Annotated in this window: 13 protein-coding genes; all 13 read right to left on the reverse strand. The window is 48.9% G+C overall.

The genetic code is table 11. From position 1 onward, the window contains the following. Nucleotides 1–216 precede the first annotated feature (216 nt). Nucleotides 217–984 carry a cell division protein FtsQ/DivIB gene (locus AB3N00_RS17095; protein WP_413035651.1) on the reverse strand — a complete coding sequence of 256 codons (768 nt, stop codon included), beginning with the start codon at nt 982–984 and terminating at the stop codon, nt 217–219. Between the two features lie 65 nt (nt 985–1,049). After that, nucleotides 1,050–2,333 (reverse strand): UDP-N-acetylglucosamine 1-carboxyvinyltransferase, encoded by a 1,284-nt coding sequence (gene murA, locus AB3N00_RS17100; RefSeq protein WP_413035652.1) that lies wholly within the window; start codon nt 2,331–2,333, stop codon nt 1,050–1,052. Nucleotides 2,334–2,350: 17 nt separating this feature from the next. Then, nucleotides 2,351–3,256: a UDP-N-acetylmuramate dehydrogenase gene (gene murB / locus AB3N00_RS17105; protein ID WP_413035653.1), complete on the reverse strand. Its 906-nt coding sequence runs from the start codon at nt 3,254–3,256 to the stop codon at nt 2,351–2,353. Nucleotides 3,257–3,396: 140 nt separating this feature from the next. Then, entirely contained in the window at nt 3,397–4,506 is a 1,110-nt protein-coding gene (murG, locus tag AB3N00_RS17110; RefSeq protein ID WP_413035654.1) for an undecaprenyldiphospho-muramoylpentapeptide beta-N-acetylglucosaminyltransferase, read from the reverse strand. 7 nt (nt 4,507–4,513) lie between these two features. Then, nucleotides 4,514–5,611 carry a stage V sporulation protein E gene (spoVE, locus tag AB3N00_RS17115; protein WP_413035655.1) on the reverse strand — a complete coding sequence of 366 codons (1,098 nt, stop codon included), beginning with the start codon at nt 5,609–5,611 and terminating at the stop codon, nt 4,514–4,516. Nucleotides 5,612–5,659: 48 nt separating this feature from the next. Next, nucleotides 5,660–7,081 carry a UDP-N-acetylmuramoyl-L-alanine--D-glutamate ligase gene (murD, locus tag AB3N00_RS17120; RefSeq protein WP_413035656.1) on the reverse strand — a complete coding sequence of 474 codons (1,422 nt, stop codon included), beginning with the start codon at nt 7,079–7,081 and terminating at the stop codon, nt 5,660–5,662. 3 nt (nt 7,082–7,084) lie between these two features. Then, nucleotides 7,085–8,053 carry a phospho-N-acetylmuramoyl-pentapeptide-transferase gene (gene mraY, locus AB3N00_RS17125; protein WP_095289967.1) on the reverse strand — a complete coding sequence of 323 codons (969 nt, stop codon included), beginning with the start codon at nt 8,051–8,053 and terminating at the stop codon, nt 7,085–7,087. Nucleotides 8,054–8,065: 12 nt separating this feature from the next. Then, entirely contained in the window at nt 8,066–9,481 is a 1,416-nt protein-coding gene (locus tag AB3N00_RS17130; RefSeq protein ID WP_413036062.1) for a UDP-N-acetylmuramoyl-tripeptide--D-alanyl-D-alanine ligase, read from the reverse strand. Continuing rightward, nucleotides 9,481–10,968: a UDP-N-acetylmuramoyl-L-alanyl-D-glutamate--2,6-diaminopimelate ligase gene (locus AB3N00_RS17135; protein WP_413035657.1), complete on the reverse strand. Its 1,488-nt coding sequence runs from the start codon at nt 10,966–10,968 to the stop codon at nt 9,481–9,483. Before AB3N00_RS17135 ends, AB3N00_RS17130 begins: the two co-directional genes overlap by 1 nt. Before the next feature lie 120 nt (nt 10,969–11,088). Next, nucleotides 11,089–13,053, reverse strand: coding sequence for a stage V sporulation protein D (locus AB3N00_RS17140; protein ID WP_413035658.1), 1,965 nt, complete (start codon nt 13,051–13,053; stop codon nt 11,089–11,091). 92 nt (nt 13,054–13,145) lie between these two features. After that, a complete protein-coding gene (locus tag AB3N00_RS17145) occupies nt 13,146–15,464 on the reverse strand; it encodes a penicillin-binding transpeptidase domain-containing protein (RefSeq protein WP_413035659.1) in 2,319 nt (772 codons plus the stop codon). Nucleotides 15,465–15,476: 12 nt separating this feature from the next. Further along, nucleotides 15,477–15,905 carry a hypothetical protein gene (locus AB3N00_RS17150; protein ID WP_413035660.1) on the reverse strand — a complete coding sequence of 143 codons (429 nt, stop codon included), beginning with the start codon at nt 15,903–15,905 and terminating at the stop codon, nt 15,477–15,479. Nucleotides 15,906–15,932: 27 nt separating this feature from the next. Continuing rightward, nucleotides 15,933–16,883 (reverse strand): 16S rRNA (cytosine(1402)-N(4))-methyltransferase RsmH, encoded by a 951-nt coding sequence (rsmH, locus tag AB3N00_RS17155; RefSeq protein ID WP_413035661.1) that lies wholly within the window; start codon nt 16,881–16,883, stop codon nt 15,933–15,935. Between the last annotated feature and the right edge of the window lies 1 nt (nt 16,884).

Genomic DNA, 16,884 nt, shown 5'->3' on the forward strand with positions numbered 1-16,884 from the left:
CTTTCCCTCTTTTTTCTACAATTTTTTTGGGTGGCAAGATCTGGTTGCGAGACATAAAACCTTGAAGAAAAAAGAAGGAGACAACTTATGTGCCATAAGTTCAAGTGTATCATTTTTTCTTCATCTCAGAAAGAACAACTTTCACGGATGAAACAGGGTCAAACCCCGACCCTGCTTGGACTTTTGATTACCTCTCGCAGCTGATTAGCAAGAAAATCAGGGTGTTGCTCCCAACTCTGCATCATCTTCAGGGTCATCTGCGATGAAAGGCACATAGGTATCTGCCTCCAGCATCGTGATCTTCCCTGGCCGCTCCGTCTCAATAACCTGGTTCAAATACTCCACCTTGTCCGGGAGCTTAGAGATCGTCGTTATCACTTCAAACTGTGATTTGGTATACAACCGGATCTGATCCGGGAACGAAGGCGTCGGGTTAGGAATAATTTCCGATATATCAGTCGTCAATTCATTTGGAATCGCGGCAAGAGTCTCACTCAGCTTTTCCTTAAGCGGATCATCCGGTTTCCACTGTGTCAAAATGGGCTTCTCCACAGCAATTCCGATATTGGCCGGGACGGTCAAGCTTGTCCCGCTGGCCAGGATGGCCTGGAGTGTACCATCCGAGCCAAGTTCATAGGCAACGGTTGGGTACTCCTGAATCTTAATATGAACAATGCCAGGGAATTGTTTATCCACCGTTACATTCGCTACCGCCTTAAACATTTTCAAACGCTCGATCACCTCGGCGGAGCTTGTCCCGAAAAACTGATCGCCTTCCTTCAGACCACTTTTCTCCAGCAGTTCGGAAGTTGTCGTGTATACATTACCCGTAATCTCAATGCTCGAAATCCGACTCATGGAAGAGCGAAAGAACAGAACGGCAAGCAATACAATAAAAAGAAGTAACAGAATAAGAACAATTTTACGGCTTGTGTTTCCTTTGGGCCGGTTCTTCTTCAGAACCGGAATTTGACTTTTAGGCATAGGTCGCGCTCCACAAAGCCTTCGGTCCCCTCCCGCAACTCACGAAGAAGGGGACTCAAAGGACGTTAATTGGCAAAATCCAGCTGTTTCGAAACGGGGGACTGTCGCTCAACCGAAGCTCCAAGACTCTGGAACAGCTTCTCGATGCGGTCGTACCCTCTGTCAATATGATGCACTTGCTCGACAACCGTTTTTCCCTGGGCAGCAAGGCCAGCAATAACAAGAGCTGCGCCTGCACGCAGGTCGGTTGCTTCCACTGTAGCTCCGTATAAACGGGGAACACCACGGATAAAGGCTGCATTCAGATCGACTGAAATATCTGCACCCATGACGTTAAGTTCATCCACGTGTTTGAAACGTCCCTCGAATACCGTCTCCTTCATCACGCTGAAACCGTCAGCCAGACTAAGCAAAACCATAATTTGCGACTGCAAGTCTGTAGGAAACGAAGGGTATGGTGATGTCACAATGCGGTCCACGGATTTGGGACGGCTCATGCAGCTCACCGTCATTATATCATTGCAGACTGTGATTTGAACACCAGTGCGCTTCAACACATGTATAAGTGAAGTAAGATGTGCCGGTTTACAGTGCGTCAGGGTGACATTACCTCGTGTTGCTGCAGCTGCAATCATAACCGTTCCGGCCACAATCCGATCAGGTATGATCTCATAGGAACAAGGACTCAGTTTATCCACACCATTAATCGTGATTGTATCGGTACCAGCTCCAATAATACTTGCACCCATAGCGTTTAGAAAATGCTGCAAATCCTGAATTTCAGGTTCTCTCGCTGCATTAAATATCGTAGTTGTGCCCTCAGCCATAACGGCTGCCATCATGATATTTTCCGTGGCCCCCACACTTGGGAAGTCCAGATGGATATCGGTACCCACCAGCTCAGGTCCACGGCAGATGATCTGTTGATCCTGCTCTTCAATCGATGCTCCGAGCGCTTCCAGGCCCCGGAGGTGAAGATCAATCTTGCGTTCTCCAATGGCACAACCACCTGGCTGATACACGGATACTTGCCCAAACTTAGCCAGCAATGGCCCCATCAAAAAAATGGAAGAACGCATCTGTTTCATTAGATCCTCAGGCACATCATATGACCGGATGGACGACGTATCTATCGTCACTGTTCCCTGTTCATGCCGACACGTGCATCCAAGCCGTTCCAGGATATACAGCATTACTTCAATGTCCAGCAAGTGCGGAACGTTGTGCAGGGTAACCTCTCCATCTGCCAACAAACTTGCAGCCATGATCGGTAAAGCGGCATTTTTTGCTCCATGGATGCGTATGGATCCTGAGAGGGGTTTCCCGCCTTCAATCACCAATTTGTCCAATGTATCACCTCCGGGGTTTACCGCTCACCCACTACGAAGACTTCCGGTACCAGGTTAATACCGTTTTGAGATGATATAGTGCTCTGAATTTGCTGCATAAGGGTGATAACGTCCTCTGCTGTTGCTTGGCCGGTATTGACAATAAAATTGGCATGCATGGTGGATACCTGTGCGCCTCCCTGCGTCAATCCTTTTAGCCCTGCTGCTTCAATCAGCTTGGCCGCGTGGTCACCGGGTGGATTTCGGAATACACTGCCTGCACAAGCCATCTGCAGTGGCTGGGTCAGGCGTCTGCGATCTTTGTAAGCCGCCATCGTTTCCGAAATGACTTTGCGCTCGCCTTGCCGAAGTACAAATGTAGCTTCAAGCACAATGCCTCTCCGTTCATGCAGTACAGAGTGGCGATACGCAAATCCCATGTCCTCCTTGCTGTAGCGTACCAATTCGCCTGTCTCCAGCACAATCTCAGCGGAATGAAATATGCGTGACACATCCGATCCATGGGCACCAGCGTTCATATACACGGCTCCACCGACGGTTCCGGGAATACCACTGCCAAACTCCAGTCCGGTCCACTCCTTTTTGGCAGCAACCACACTGAGTTTCACAAAGGAATGTGCTGCTCCTGCAGTTACGCCGTCATTGTGAAACTCAGCGTAATCGAAGCCATTCCCTGGTTTCACGACAATGCCGCGTATTCCCTTGTCAGACACCAGCATGTTTGATCCGCGTCCAAGCTGCATCCAGGGTATCTGATGATGATGCAGCAATTGAACGAGATGAACCATCTGTTCCTTGTTTTCCGGTATAACCAGCGCATCCGCAGGACCGCCGATTTTCCATGTGGTGTATTTGGCCAGCGGCTCGTTTTCAAGGATTATACCGACATTATTCTGGGATAATATTGATATCCACTGATGCATGCTTGAATCCTCCTTTGCCTCAAACCGCCGAGCACAGTCTCTGAGCAAACCGTGATATGGCGCCATGGAACGATTGTCACAATTTATACGGTATCTTATGTCAGTCCTGCCTTGTGTGTGACAATCGCCCAGAACGCACTTTACCCGCGTACAGCAAGCCTTCGAATCTCACTCACCAGCACCTCGGCCGCATCCGGCTTGCCAAGCTCCCGGGAAGCAGCTGCCATGCGTTTGCGTGCCGCTTCATCATTCATGATGCTGGCAATAGCTTCATACAGTACCTTTCCCGACAGATCCTTCTCCAGCATGGTTACCGACGCACCTCCACCTTCCAGAGTACGCGCATTGGCTTCCTGGTGATTGTTTGTCACGTTGGGTGACGGAATCAGAATGGACGGGATGCCGAGCGATGTAATTTCTGCCAGGAATGAAGCCCCTGCACGATTCACAATTAACGAAGTGCAGGCAAGCACTTCAGGCATGTTGTGAACATAAGGAAGCACATGCAAATGGTTTGGCATCGTTCCAAGTGAACTGCGGATCGCTTCCCGTGTTTCGTCAAAATAGGATTCGCCCGTTACATAAACCACATGTACATCGTCCAGTTTCTCAAGCATGGGAGCCATGTCCACCATCGCTTTATTGATCGCTTTTGCCCCCCGGCTGCCACCAACAACCAGCACAACTCTGCTGTCCATCGGCACACCCAATGTGGCAAAGCCGCGATCACGACTGGCCTTGGCTACTGTGGTTGCCCGCGGGTTACCCGTGTACACTACTCTTTTGGCACCGGAGAACGCCTTCTCGGAACCTTCAAAGCTAACCGCAACGGTATCTACATAACGAGTGAGAAACTTATTGGTTAAGCCTGGAATCGCATTCTGCTCATGAATAACACTTGGAATACCAAGCTTGGCTGCCGCATAGACCACAGGTCCGCACACATAGCCACCTGTACCAATGACCACATCAGGTTTGAATTCCTTCAGCATTTTTTTCGATTTACGAACGCCCTGAATAAATCTCATCACCGTTTTCAGATTGTCCACAGACAACTTCCGGCGAAAACCTGTAATATCAATGGATTGAAACGGAATGTTCTCCTGCGGCACCAATTTGCTCTCCAGCCCGCGGGTACCTCCAATATATAAAAATGTCGAGTCGGGATTTTCCGCCTCACATTGCCTTGCTATGGCAACGGCCGGATAGATATGTCCACCGGTACCGCCGCCGCTTAGTACGACTCGCATCGCATAGTCACCTCGCATAACGTGATAAGTTCAATAATATGCCTAATGCTGTCAGCATCAAGGTTAGGGATGATCCGCCATAACTGATCAGCGGAAGGGTTATCCCGGTAACCGGCATGAGCCCGATGACAACGCCGATATTAATAATGACCTGTACTGCCACCATTCCGATAATGCCTACACCCAGCAAACTGCCAAAAGGATCCGGTACAGTCATCGCAACACGCATCCCTCTCCAGACCAATACCAGGAACAAGAGGAGTACAATCAGTCCACCGATAAAACCAAGCTCTTCAGCCAAAATGGAAAAAATGAAATCCGTTTGCGGTTCAGGCACATAGCTGTATTTTTGCCGGCTCATCCCCAGCCCCAATCCTGCCAGTCCACCAGGCCCGATCGCATATAACGATTGTATGATTTGATAACCGGCACCAAGCGGATCAGACCAAGGGTCCAGAAAAGCCGTTATTCGCTGCAATCTGTAGGGAGCAGCCGCAATCAATGCAGCGAATCCCAGAGCGCCGCCAAGGGCGAGCAGCAGCAAATGTTTCATCCTCGCTCCTGCCGTAAAAATAATCAGCATGGATGCACCCATCATCACGGTGCCTGTCCCCAAATCGGGCTGCAGCATAATGATTCCGAAGGCCAGACCTATCAATCCAAGCGGGGGCAATAGTCCGGTTGTGAATGTTTTGATTTTCCCCGGTTCCTTGCTGAGCCAATGAGCCAAAAACAATATCATACCCAGCTTCATGAATTCAGAAGGCTGAATACCGAATGAACCAATACCGAGCCAGCTCCGCGCCCCGCCGCGAACCACACCGATCCCAGGGATCAGCACCGCGATCAACATAATAAAACAGGCAATCAATATCGGCTTCGCATATTTCCGCCAGACCCGGTAATCCACATTGGCCGTAACAAACATGGCAGCCAGTCCAAGTCCTGCGAACAACAGCTGTCTTTTGACAAAATAAAATGAATCGCCATAGTCATGAAAGGCAAGCACTGAGCCCGCGCTATAGACCATGATAATGCCGATGGCAAGCAATGCCACAATACAAATCAGGAGCCAGATATCCGGCGCCGGTCGCGTCTGTTTCATCAGGAGGCCACCCCTTGCATGGAAGTAGGGGCTTTTCCACCCCCCTACTTACAAGTTATGCGCCGCCTCTTTAAAAATGCGTCCCCGCTCTTCATAAGAAGCAAACATGTCCCAACTTGCACACGCTGGTGACAGCAACACAACATCACCTGGTTCCGCAAGCCGCGACGCTTCCTGTACTGCAGCGGTTAACGTCCGGGCAGCATCATCCTCATTATCGACGACCTTAATTTGCTTTAATCCCGCCAGCTCAGCAACTTTGGCGATTTTCTCTCGTGTTTCTCCGAGAGCAACGACCGCCTTCACCCGTTCTTGGAACACAGGTAACAGCTCCATCATGTCTGAGCCTCGATCTAATCCTCCAGCGATCAATACAACCGGCTCCTTGAAGGAGTTCAGTGCCATCACGGTAGCCTTCGAATTGGTAGCCTTGGAATTGTTGTAGTACGTTGCACCGTTATGTTGCAGTACATACTCCAAACGGTGTTCAACCCCCTTGAACTCGGACAGGGGCGCCGCAAGCACAGCAGGGTCAGCTCCTGCCGCTACAGCAATGGCTACCGCGGCCAGCGCATTTCCCACATTGAAGCGTCCGGGAATGCCGATGTTCTCCACATCGATGACAATGTGATGATTGCCTTGCCCATCGGCATATATCACCTGACGCTTCACATCATCATCTTCTCCTTCCACGAAAGGAGGATCAGCGTACACACCAGCTTCCAGCTTTTCTGTCAAGGAGAACGGAAGCAGCCTGCTTTTAATATAAGGAACCAGTGCCCGGCATACGGGATCATCCCAATTCAGAATGGCTACATCGTCGGGATGCTGATTGGCAAATATTTTGGCCTTGGAAGCTACATAATCATCCATGTCCCCATGGTAATCCAAGTGAGTCTCTGCAACGTTAAGCAAACTCGCGATCCGAGGACGGAAGTCAACTGTCCCTTTGAGCTGGAAACTGCTGAGCTCAACGACCATCCAGTTATCGGCAGCAGCCTGTTCTGCTGCTTCGCTGAGTGGTGTGCCGATATTACCGGCTACGATTGGCTTCAAACCTGCTTGCTCCAGCATTTTTCCAACCCATGTCGTTGTCGTTGTTTTACCGTTGGAGCCTGTAATGCCAATCATTGGCGCAGCACAGAGATGGTATGCAACTTCCACTTCTGTCACGACTTCAATTCCTAATGAAAGGGCCTGCTGCACTGGAGGCGCCTGATAAGGAATACCCGGATTTTTGACCACCAGCTTTACACCCGTGTGAATGAGATCATCCGGATGTCCTCCGCATACAACAGAAATTCCCAAAGCCTCCAATTCGGATGCTTCGGGACACTGTTCCCTCTCTTTTTTATCATTAACTGTGACCTTCGCTCCCGCACGGTCCAGCACTTTGGCAACCTGCACGCCGCTTTTAGCCAGTCCGAGCACAACAACCTGTTGTCCGCGATATGATTCAGGATGGTTCATGATTTACAACCCCTTGTTGAGATAAAGTCCAAGAGCGGCCAAAATAGCACCTACCGCCCAAAAGGTAATAACAACCCGCCATTCCGACCAGCCGCTTAATTCAAAGTGGTGATGAATGGGACTCATTTTGAATACACGCTTGCCCCGAGTCTTGAAGGAAACCACTTGAATAATAACGGATAGAATCTCGATGACGAACACACCGCCAATGATGACAAAGAGAAGCTCTGTCTTCGTAACAATGGCAACTGCACCAATGGCACCACCAATGCCAAGCGAGCCCGTGTCTCCCATAAATACTTTGGCCGGATGCGCGTTGTACACAAGAAAACCAAGCACAGCACCAATCATTGCCGCTGCACACACGGCTGCCGGCATGGAAGTTGCCTGCATCGCCACAATTGCAAATGCACCAAAAGCAATAGCGCTAATTCCGGACAGCAAACCGTCCAGACCATCCGTAAAGTTAACGGCATTGGTGATAGCCAGCATCATGAACACCACAAACGGATAGTAGAACCACCCCGTCCAGTCGAAGGAGACAGATGTTCCGGGAATGGAGATCGCTGTGCTGTGCCCATTCTGGATGAGCAAGAAACACATCACTGCACTGAAAAACAGTTGCCCCAGCATCTTTTGTCTGGCGGTCAGTCCCAGTGAACGTTTGAATACAATTTTGATATAGTCATCCAGGAAGCCGATCAGTCCAAAACCGAGTGTAGCTACGAGCAGGACGTAAAAATCCGTATTCTTGACTGCTGAAAATTTCAAAAAGGCTAATGTAAAGGCAAGCAGGATGACAACCCCGCCCATCGTCGGTGTCCCACTTTTTTTCAAATGGCTCTGTGGCCCATCTTCCCGAACTTGCTGACCAAATTTCATTCGGCGCAGTAATGGAATCAAAAGCGGTGCGGCAATCACCGCCAAAATAAATGAAACACCGATTGTTAACAGTAATACCTGAAAATCCATGGGTTCACCCCTCTAGTCTACTCGATTCTGTAATGGTGCTATTTTTAGTGATTCGACCACGTCCTCCAGCTTCATGCCTCGGGAGGCCTTGAACAAGACTACGTCTCTGGAATGCAAGTTCTCCAGCAGATAACGGGTCATCTCTTCCTTGTTTTCAAATGAATGTACGGCTTCTGCCGGCATATGAAGTTTTGCCCCTTCAGCTATGTTTGCTGATAACGGTCCATAGGTCAGCACCAAGTCCATTTTTGCTGGAGTAATATATTCTCCGATGTCGTGGTGAAGTTCTTTTTCCTGAGGCCCCAGTTCCAACATATCTCCAAGTACAGCTACTTTGGAACGATACCCTTTCAGGCCATCCAGCACCTCAATAGCAGCTTTCATTGAGGTTGGACTGGCATTGTATGCATCGTTGAGCATCGTCAGTCCGCTGACCCCCTGAAGAACCTCAATACGCATGCCTGTCAATTTCAATTGCGACAACCCGGAAGCAATCTGTTCAGCTTTCACGCCAAAATGACGTGCAACTGCAAGCGCTGCAAGACAATTAACGACGTTGTGTGTGCCGAGCAAAGGAAGCGTAAGAGCCTGCTCCCCGGATTGTTTTGTGGTGAAAACAACACCGTTCTGCGCATTCATGAGTCCGGTCGGATAATCATCATTGTCTGTTTGAAGTCCAAACGTAAATCGCTCAAGTCCCTCTGGCTGCTTCGTCTCCGCTTCAGCCAGCACTTGCTTGATCAACGGCTCGTCTCCGTTATAGATCAACAGTCCGCCTGGTTTCATGCCTGCAGCAATTTCAGCTTTTGCTCTGGCAATCTCCAGTCTGGAGCCAAGCTGCAGGAGGTGGGATTCACCAATGTTCGTAATGATGGCGATGTCAGGCTGGGCGATCAAAGATAATGCCTCGATTTCTCTTCGGCCGCTCATGCCCATCTCCAGAATCACAATCTCGGTATCCTGCTCCATGCTTAACACCGTAAGCGGCAGTCCGATATGATTATTGAAGTTGCCCTGTGTCTTATGCACCTTGAAGGTGGTAGACAGAATGGCATCCACAATGTCCTTTGTTGTTGTTTTGCCATTACTTCCCGTGATGCCAACTACAGAGGTTTGGCACTCAGCTAAATAAGCTGATGCAAGTGCCTGTAGAGCTGTCAACGTGTCTTCGACTACAATGACGGCTCCGCCCTGCGGGGCATCACCATGGTCTTTTTGCCATAATGCCCCTGCGGCTCCCTTTTCTAAACAGGCTTGCACAAATTCGTGCCCGTCAAACCTTTCGCCGACAAGCGGGATGAACAAGCTGCCTTCTACAGGCTTGCGTGAATCTGTAAATACACCTTCAACGTGAACTGCTCCATAAGCAGCAAGGTCGCTTAATGTTCCTCCGCACATTTCGGCCAATTGTGCCAATGTTCTTTTTATCAATTGGATTTGCCCCTTATCGCCTCTTTGGCTATGATCCGATCATCAAAATCCGTTTTGGTTGTTCCGATGATTTGATAGGTCTCATGACCTTTGCCCGCAATCAATACTACATCGGCTGGGCTTGCCATTTCAATAGCCTCATGAATCGCCTGACGACGATCTACAACCATGAGGTAACGATCCGATGATACACCTTCTTCCACCAGACCCACTTCAATATCTTTGAGAATCAGATCCGGATCTTCTGTCCGTGGATTATCGGAAGTGACAAAAACAATGTCACTGTACTTTGCTGCAATTTTCCCCATTAATGGACGTTTGGTCCGATCCCGGTCTCCCCCACACCCGAACACGCAGATGACGCGCCCTTCAGCAAACTCTTTTACCGTCCGCAGCACGTTTTCCAGGCCGTCCGGCGTATGAGCGTAGTCAACAATGACAGCAAATGACTGGCCTTCGTCTACGGCTTCAACACGTCCGTCTACACCAGGCACAGTCTCCAGACTGCGTTTGATCTCTTCCAATGGTACGCCTTCCACAAGTGCAGCAGAGATTGCAGCCATGGCGTTATAGACGTTGAATTTCCCTACCATGCGCAAGCTAATGTCTGTACTGCCTGCGAATGTATCCACATGGAAAGACGTGCCCTGCGATGTGATCGAGATTTTGGATGCCCGAACATCAGCGCTTTCTTCCATGCCGTATGTAATCACTTCAGCTGCGGTCACAGATTTGAAATAATCTGCGGAAGGATCGTCCGCGTTAATAATTGCAAATTTGCGACGGGAAGCATCCTCTGTGTACTCGTTGCCAAGTCTTGCAAAGAACAGACCTTTGGCTGCGCGGTACTCTTCCATGGAATTGTGATAGTCCAAATGGTCTTGGGTCAAATTGGTAAACACAGCGGTACGGAAATCAGTTCCTTTTACACGGCCCTGCTCCAAAGCATGCGATGAAACTTCCATTACACAGCAATTCGTGCCTGCTTGAACCATATCATACAGACTCCGCTGCAGATCAAGAGCTTCCGGAGTTGTTCCTGACATCGGATAGGTACGGCCGTCGTAGCGCATTTGAATGGTACCGATCAAACCCGTTTTTTGTCCATGATCACTCATGATTTTTTCAATCAGATATGTGGTTGTTGTTTTGCCGTTGGTTCCTGTTACACCAATCATATTCATCTTGTGACTTGGTGAGTCAAAAAAGGAATCCGCCAGCACTGCCATTGCAAAACGACTGTCTTTGACCAGCAGCTGTGGCACAGGCAATTCCAATTGTCGTTCCACTACCAATGCTACAGCTCCAGCGTTAACAGCTTTCTCTGCATAATCATGTCCGTCTACGGTATGTCCCGGAAGACAGATAAACAGATCTCCCGGTTGTACCTGGCGGGAATCTGTCTGTAAGTTTTGGCATTCTGTATTTGGCTCGCCAATCAGGCGGGCAGTTGTCAGCTTTGATGCAAGTTGTTTTAAAAGCACATGAATAACCTCACTTCTCCAAGTTTACTACTGCACAAGGCATTTTTATTAATATCGTCCATATAGCCATTTAATGAAACGCAACTTTTTGAATTTTGTTGCGGTTAGACCTGGAGCCGGTTAAGGCTCCTGTCCTTCTTCCTCTGTATGATCATGTGCATCATTCAGCACATCACTCATGTAGATTCGTATGGTTGATCCCTGCTCTACCCTTGCTCCAGGCTTCGGAGCCTGGTTAATTACGTACTTCCCGCTGCCTGACTTTGCCAGCATAAAGTTCATGTTGAGATCTTCGTACAGATCCTCAACCGTTGCACCTGTCAGATCGGGCACGGTGACAATTTTCGTTTCACCATACTTGTATTCTTTCGCGACTTGATCCTTACGTACCGGGACATTCATGTAATGCAGCGAGTCTTCAAGAATATTCTGTACAATTGGAGCGGCAACGACGCCCCCGAACTGAATCCCTTTGGGATTATCGACAGCAGTGTACACCACGATCTGCGGATCATCTGCTGGAGCAAACCCAATAAAGGATACAATATGCTCGGTAGAGGAATAACGTCCGTTAATAACCTTCTGGGCTGTACCTGTTTTGCCACCTACCCGGTATCCATCAATGAAAGCCGGTCTTCCTGTACCCTTTGCAACAACACTTTCCAAAGCTTCACGAACCTGCTTGGAAGTATCCTCGGAGATGACCTGCCGCACAAGTTCAGGCTTGACTTCTTCCATGACTTCTCCCGTTTCAGGATGAACCCATGCCTTCGTCACATAAGGTTTGTAGAGCTTGCCACCATTAATGGCCGCTGATACAGCCGCCACTTGCTGAATTGGCGTAACGGAGACACCTTGACCAAAAGCAGTCGTTGCAAGTTCGACAGGGCCCACTCGAGACAGTTTAAACAATATACCACTCGCTTCGCCACTGAGGTCAATACCCGTTTTGGTTCCGAATCCGAAGTCTTTGATGTAAGAGAACAGGGACTCTTTTCCCAGCTTTTGACCAAGGGCCACAAACCCGGGGTTGCAGGAGTTTTCCACGACTTGCAGGAATGTCTGACTGCCATGCCCACCCTTCTTCCAGCAACGCAGGCGGGCGCCTCCGACTTCAACATATCCTGGGTCAAAAAATTGATCCTGCTGCAGATTCACTTTTTTCTCTTCCAGCGCTGCTGCCAGGGTAATAATTTTAAAGGTTGAACCGGGTTCGTATGTCATCCAAATCGGTAAATTCCGGTTATAGATTTCAGACGGGTACTGCTGGTAATCCGCTGGTTCATACCCCGGCCTGCTGGCCATGCCGAGCACTTCGCCCGTTTTGGGATTCATCGCGATGGCCAGAGCGGAATTAGCCTGGAATTTGACCATGGCCTGATCCAATTCTCTCTCCATGATGGACTGAATTGATTTGTCGATGGTCAGCTCCAGGTTTAGACCATCCCTTGGTTCCACATACTTCTCAGATGAGCCCGGCATAAGCCTTCCGGCCGCATCGGACAAGTAGGACACACTGCCATTTAATCCGGTCAACTTCTCGTCATATCTTTTCTCAACTCCGGTCAATCCTTGGTTATCAATACCTGTAAAACCAAGAATATGAGCAGCCAGATCATCATAAGGATAAAAGCGTTTATTATCCTCTGCAACAACGATACCCGGAAGCTTCAAATCACGAATGCGCTGAGCTTTCTCCATCGTAATTTTGCGGCCGCCGGGTTGTAGTCTTACAATCAGTTCTCTTTTCTTGATGGTTGCCAGCACTTTCTCTTCCGTCATTCCAAGCAAAGGCGCCAGCGCTTTCGCCGTAGTCTCTGCTTCCTTGACCTGAGCAGGAATTGCCATAATTGTCGGAGTAGTCACATTATAGGCAAGAGAGGTACCATTGCGGTCCAGAATTTCTCCCCGTTTGGCTGAATAAGGAATATTACGCCTCCAGGACTCCTCCGCTTTTGCAGACAATTCCGGGCCTTTCCCGAGTTGTACATAAGCAAGCCTGATGACCAGGGCCGAAAATAACAAAACCAAAATGAGCAAACTCCATAACAGTCTGCGCCGTAGATTTACACTTGAACCCTTCACGAAAAGATCCCCCCACTCGTCCCAAAATCATGACCTCGTTCATTCATGAATATTCGGGACAACCGGGGGTTAGAACAAGCTGTAAAGGATTGCTATGGAAGAACGGGATCGACCGCGGCATCAGTAGACGGTTCCGTCTCATTGGTTGAGGTCTTGGTTTCATCAGAACTGCTCGTTTCTTCTGTTTCGCCTGACTCTTCTGATGCCTCCTTACCATCATTCTCCAATGCTGGATCCGAAGAATCGGGATCTTCATCCGCTATGCCTGTAACCGCTGCTTTGGCTGTCTGCAATGTGAGCTGTATGGTCCGCTGTTCCCCCGAGACCTGCTCTTTCTGACTGACAACATAACCTTCACCCTTGACAATCACTCCCACTTTCATAAGTGAAAGGACTTCAAGCGCATCCCGCAGCGATTCCCCTGTCAAATCAGGGATCTTCATCTTGCTGCTATCTTCAGTAAGCAGATAGATTCGCTGACCGGGATTCATAAACTCCCCTGCCGCAGGATACTGGCGGATTACACTCTCACCCTGTCCAAGGGTCTCATAGGCAATTCCGGCGTTCAAAAGCTGGCTTCTGGCCTGTTTGGCGGTCTTACCAGTCAAGTCAGGAGTCTTCGTCTGAATGACCGTAGATGCCTTTTTGTCCGCCGTCTTCGCTGTATCTTTTGGAACGCCCATGTACTGAAGTGTCTGACTTACAATTTTCTTGAATACAGGAGCAGCGGCGGTACCTCCACCTATATTGGAACCACTAGGTTGGTCAATCACCACCAGCATGGCAATTTTGGGATTGTTCACAGGTGCGAATCCGATAAACGAAACAACGTCTTTGGATTTGCTGTATTCCCCGTTTACCACTTTTCTGGCCGTACCGGTTTTACCTGCAACCCGATATCCATCAATGTAAGCGTTGCGTCCAGTGCCGATCTGTTGGTCAGCCACAACCTGTTCCAAATATCCACTTACCAGTTTCGCAGATTCCTTGGAAATGACTTGGCGAACCTCTTTGGGCTTAATCACTTCAGTCGTTCCGTCATTTGGATTGATGATTTCCTTCACCAAATGTGGAACCATCAGTTTGCCGCCGTTAGCAATGGCCGAAATAGCTGCCACCTGCTGGATTGGGGTTACCTGAACCAGACCGTGACCATAGGCTGCTGTTGCAATTTCGGACTTGTAGACCAATGGTTTGATCGGTGAAGCCGACTCGCTTGGCAGATCAATGCCTGTCTTTTGGCCAAATCCAAATTCGTCTATGTAGTGACGCAGACGTTCGCCACCAAGCATGTTGTATCCCAGGTTTACAAATGCAATGTTACTTGAGCGTTTAACGCCTTCCAGATATGAAATCCGGCCATAGGCATGACCATTATCACTGATTGGATATCCACCAATATAGATCCGTTTGGATTCAAACGTTGCATTGGGATCAAACAACTTTTCTTCTACAGCCCCAGCAAGTGTAACAATTTTAAATGTTGACCCTGGTTCGTAGATGGACTGTGTTGCATGGTTGATAAAGTTTTTCTGGTCTGGTGTTTCCCAGTAAGTATTGGGATTAAAATTCGGCCAGTTCGCCATGCCCAGTATTTCCATCGTGTTGGGATCTGCCGCAATGACAGTCATACTCAGCGGATTGTACTGGGCAACCGCCTCTCTCATTGCATCTTCGATGTAAAACTGAATGGTATCATCGATCGTTAGTTTCAGGGTGTTTCCGTTCTGCGGTGGAAGATAGTTATCCTCGGAATCAGGAAGCTTGACACCTTTTGCATCCTTTTGATAGTTCAGATAACCATCCGTGCCCGTCAGCTCTTCATCATAAGAAACCTCTAGCCCGTTTACAGCTTTTCCATCACGGCTCATGTAGCCCAGGAGATGCGAAGCGAGCGTTTCTTCCGGATAAAACCGCTTCGACTCCTGTGCCATCACGATGGCATTCTGAGCCTTGTAATCTTCCTTCAGTTCCTCACGAAGTGCGGTTACTTTTGCAGCAAGTTCCGGGCTTATTTTGTAACCCTCACTCCGCACTTCACGCTGTTTGTAGAATTTACCGTCCTTATCTTTAGCAGTCACCAAAGCACGCATTTCACTTTCGTTTTTGCCAAGTATCGCAGACAGCTTGGTCGTCACCACATCTTCAATCCCCAGCTCATTGATCATCTCGGGATTAACCGATACCGTATACGCTGGCGCATCCGTAGCCAAAATGTTACCATTCCGATCCGTAATGGACCCACGGCTTGCCTTAATGGTCTGTTCACGTTCCACCAGCTCGGATGCATAACCTTTCCAGGTACTGCTGTTCACAACTTGAATGAAAAAGATTCGGGTTATCAGTACAAGAAAAAAGAGGGTAATACATCCCCCTATAAGCAGCGTGCGCATCTTTATTCTTTTTACCATCGGTACACCTCTTTACTTACTTGCTGTATCCGAAGACGACTCTGTATCCTGCGAGCTCGTTGCACTTGTTGAACGAGGCACATAAATTACATCCTTGCCGGATGCCTCCACATAGCCCAGTTCACGTGCATTTTCGATGACCAGATTGTTCAGCTTCTCTTTTTCAACTTGCAGATCTGCAATGGTTTTCTCGGCTTCTCGCATTTCGGACAGCGTAGCTTGAGCCTGCTTGTTCAGATCATAGATATGAGCATAACGCCACATCAGTGCACCACCTATAACAATACAGACCATTAACGTCATCAGATACAGGAATTTCTCACGTGCCGGAAGACCGGTACGACGAGTGACCACTTTGGTCGTTTCCTTGTACCGCTGCTGCGTCACACGTTCCTGCGTCGCTTTTTCTTTTACTGCAAGGTTACCTCGTGTATATGCCATACAAAGGCTCTCTCCTTCGCTCTTGGTTTACAGTTTCTCGGCTACGCGCAGCTTCGCTGAACGTGCACGGGAGTTCTCGGCCAGTTCCGTTTCCGTCGGAATCAGCGGCTTCCTGTTGACTAAACGCAATATGCCCTTACCGCCGCACACACATAACGGAAAATCAGGCGGGCACGTACACTTCTCCAGATAACTGCTGAATATTTGTTTGCAAATCCGATCCTCAAGCGAGTGAAAGGTAATAACAGATACACGTCCACCTGGTGCCAGGCACCGAACCGCCTGATGCAATCCTTCCTCGAACGCACCCAGCTCATCATTCACTGCAATCCGCAAAGCCTGAAAACTACGCTTCGCAGGATGTCCGCCTGTACGGCGAGCAGCTGCGGGGATACCTTCCTTGATTAACTCCACTAGCTCTCCTGTGGTCTCAATGACAGATTGGCTTCGTTTCTCCACAATGACACGTGCAATTCGTCTTGAAAATTTCTCTTCACCGTAACGGTATAAAATCCGGGCAATCTCCTCTTCAGGCCATTCGTTGACAATTTCTTTGGCTGTAAGGAATGCATCCTGATCCATCCTCATGTCCAGCGGAGCATCGTGATTGTAACTAAATCCACGTTCTCCTTCATCGAATTGAGGTGAGGACACACCCAAATCGTACAGAATGCCATCCACTTGTGGCACGCCGTCCTTCACTGGTACGTCCAGTTCTTTCAGCACTTGTTCCAGATCGCGGAAATTCGTTTTAACAAGCGTGACACGATCTCCATATGAAGCAAGCTTTTCGCGTGCATTATCCAAAGCCCAATCATCCTGATCCAGTGCGATAAGCCTTCCCCCTGGACCGAGCTTGGAAGCTATGACGGAACTATGTCCTCCTCCACCTAAAGTGCAGTCCACGTATATACCGTCCTGCTTGATGTTTAATCCCTCTGTTGCCTCTTCTTTGAGTACGGTTATGTGGTGAAACAAC

The sequence above is a fragment of the Paenibacillus xylanilyticus genome, assembly GCF_047246825.1.
GTDB classification, from domain to species: Bacteria; Bacillota; Bacilli; order Paenibacillales; family Paenibacillaceae; genus Paenibacillus; species Paenibacillus xylanilyticus_B.

Coding starts and splice junctions, on each gene's coding strand:
- AB3N00_RS17095 (WP_413035651.1), bottom strand. CDS start 984: ATGCCTAAAAGTCAAATTCCGGTTCTGAAGAAGAACCGGCCCAAAGGA.
- murB (WP_413035653.1), bottom strand. CDS start 3,256: ATGCATCAGTGGATATCAATATTATCCCAGAATAATGTCGGTATAATC.
- murG (WP_413035654.1), bottom strand. CDS start 4,506: ATGCGAGTCGTACTAAGCGGCGGCGGTACCGGTGGACATATCTATCCG.
- spoVE (WP_413035655.1), bottom strand. CDS start 5,611: ATGAAACAGACGCGACCGGCGCCGGATATCTGGCTCCTGATTTGTATT.
- murD (WP_413035656.1), bottom strand. CDS start 7,081: ATGAACCATCCTGAATCATATCGCGGACAACAGGTTGTTGTGCTCGGA.
- mraY (WP_095289967.1), bottom strand. CDS start 8,053: ATGGATTTTCAGGTATTACTGTTAACAATCGGTGTTTCATTTATTTTG.
- AB3N00_RS17145 (WP_413035659.1), bottom strand. CDS start 15,464: ATGGTAAAAAGAATAAAGATGCGCACGCTGCTTATAGGGGGATGTATT.
- AB3N00_RS17150 (WP_413035660.1), bottom strand. CDS start 15,905: ATGGCATATACACGAGGTAACCTTGCAGTAAAAGAAAAAGCGACGCAG.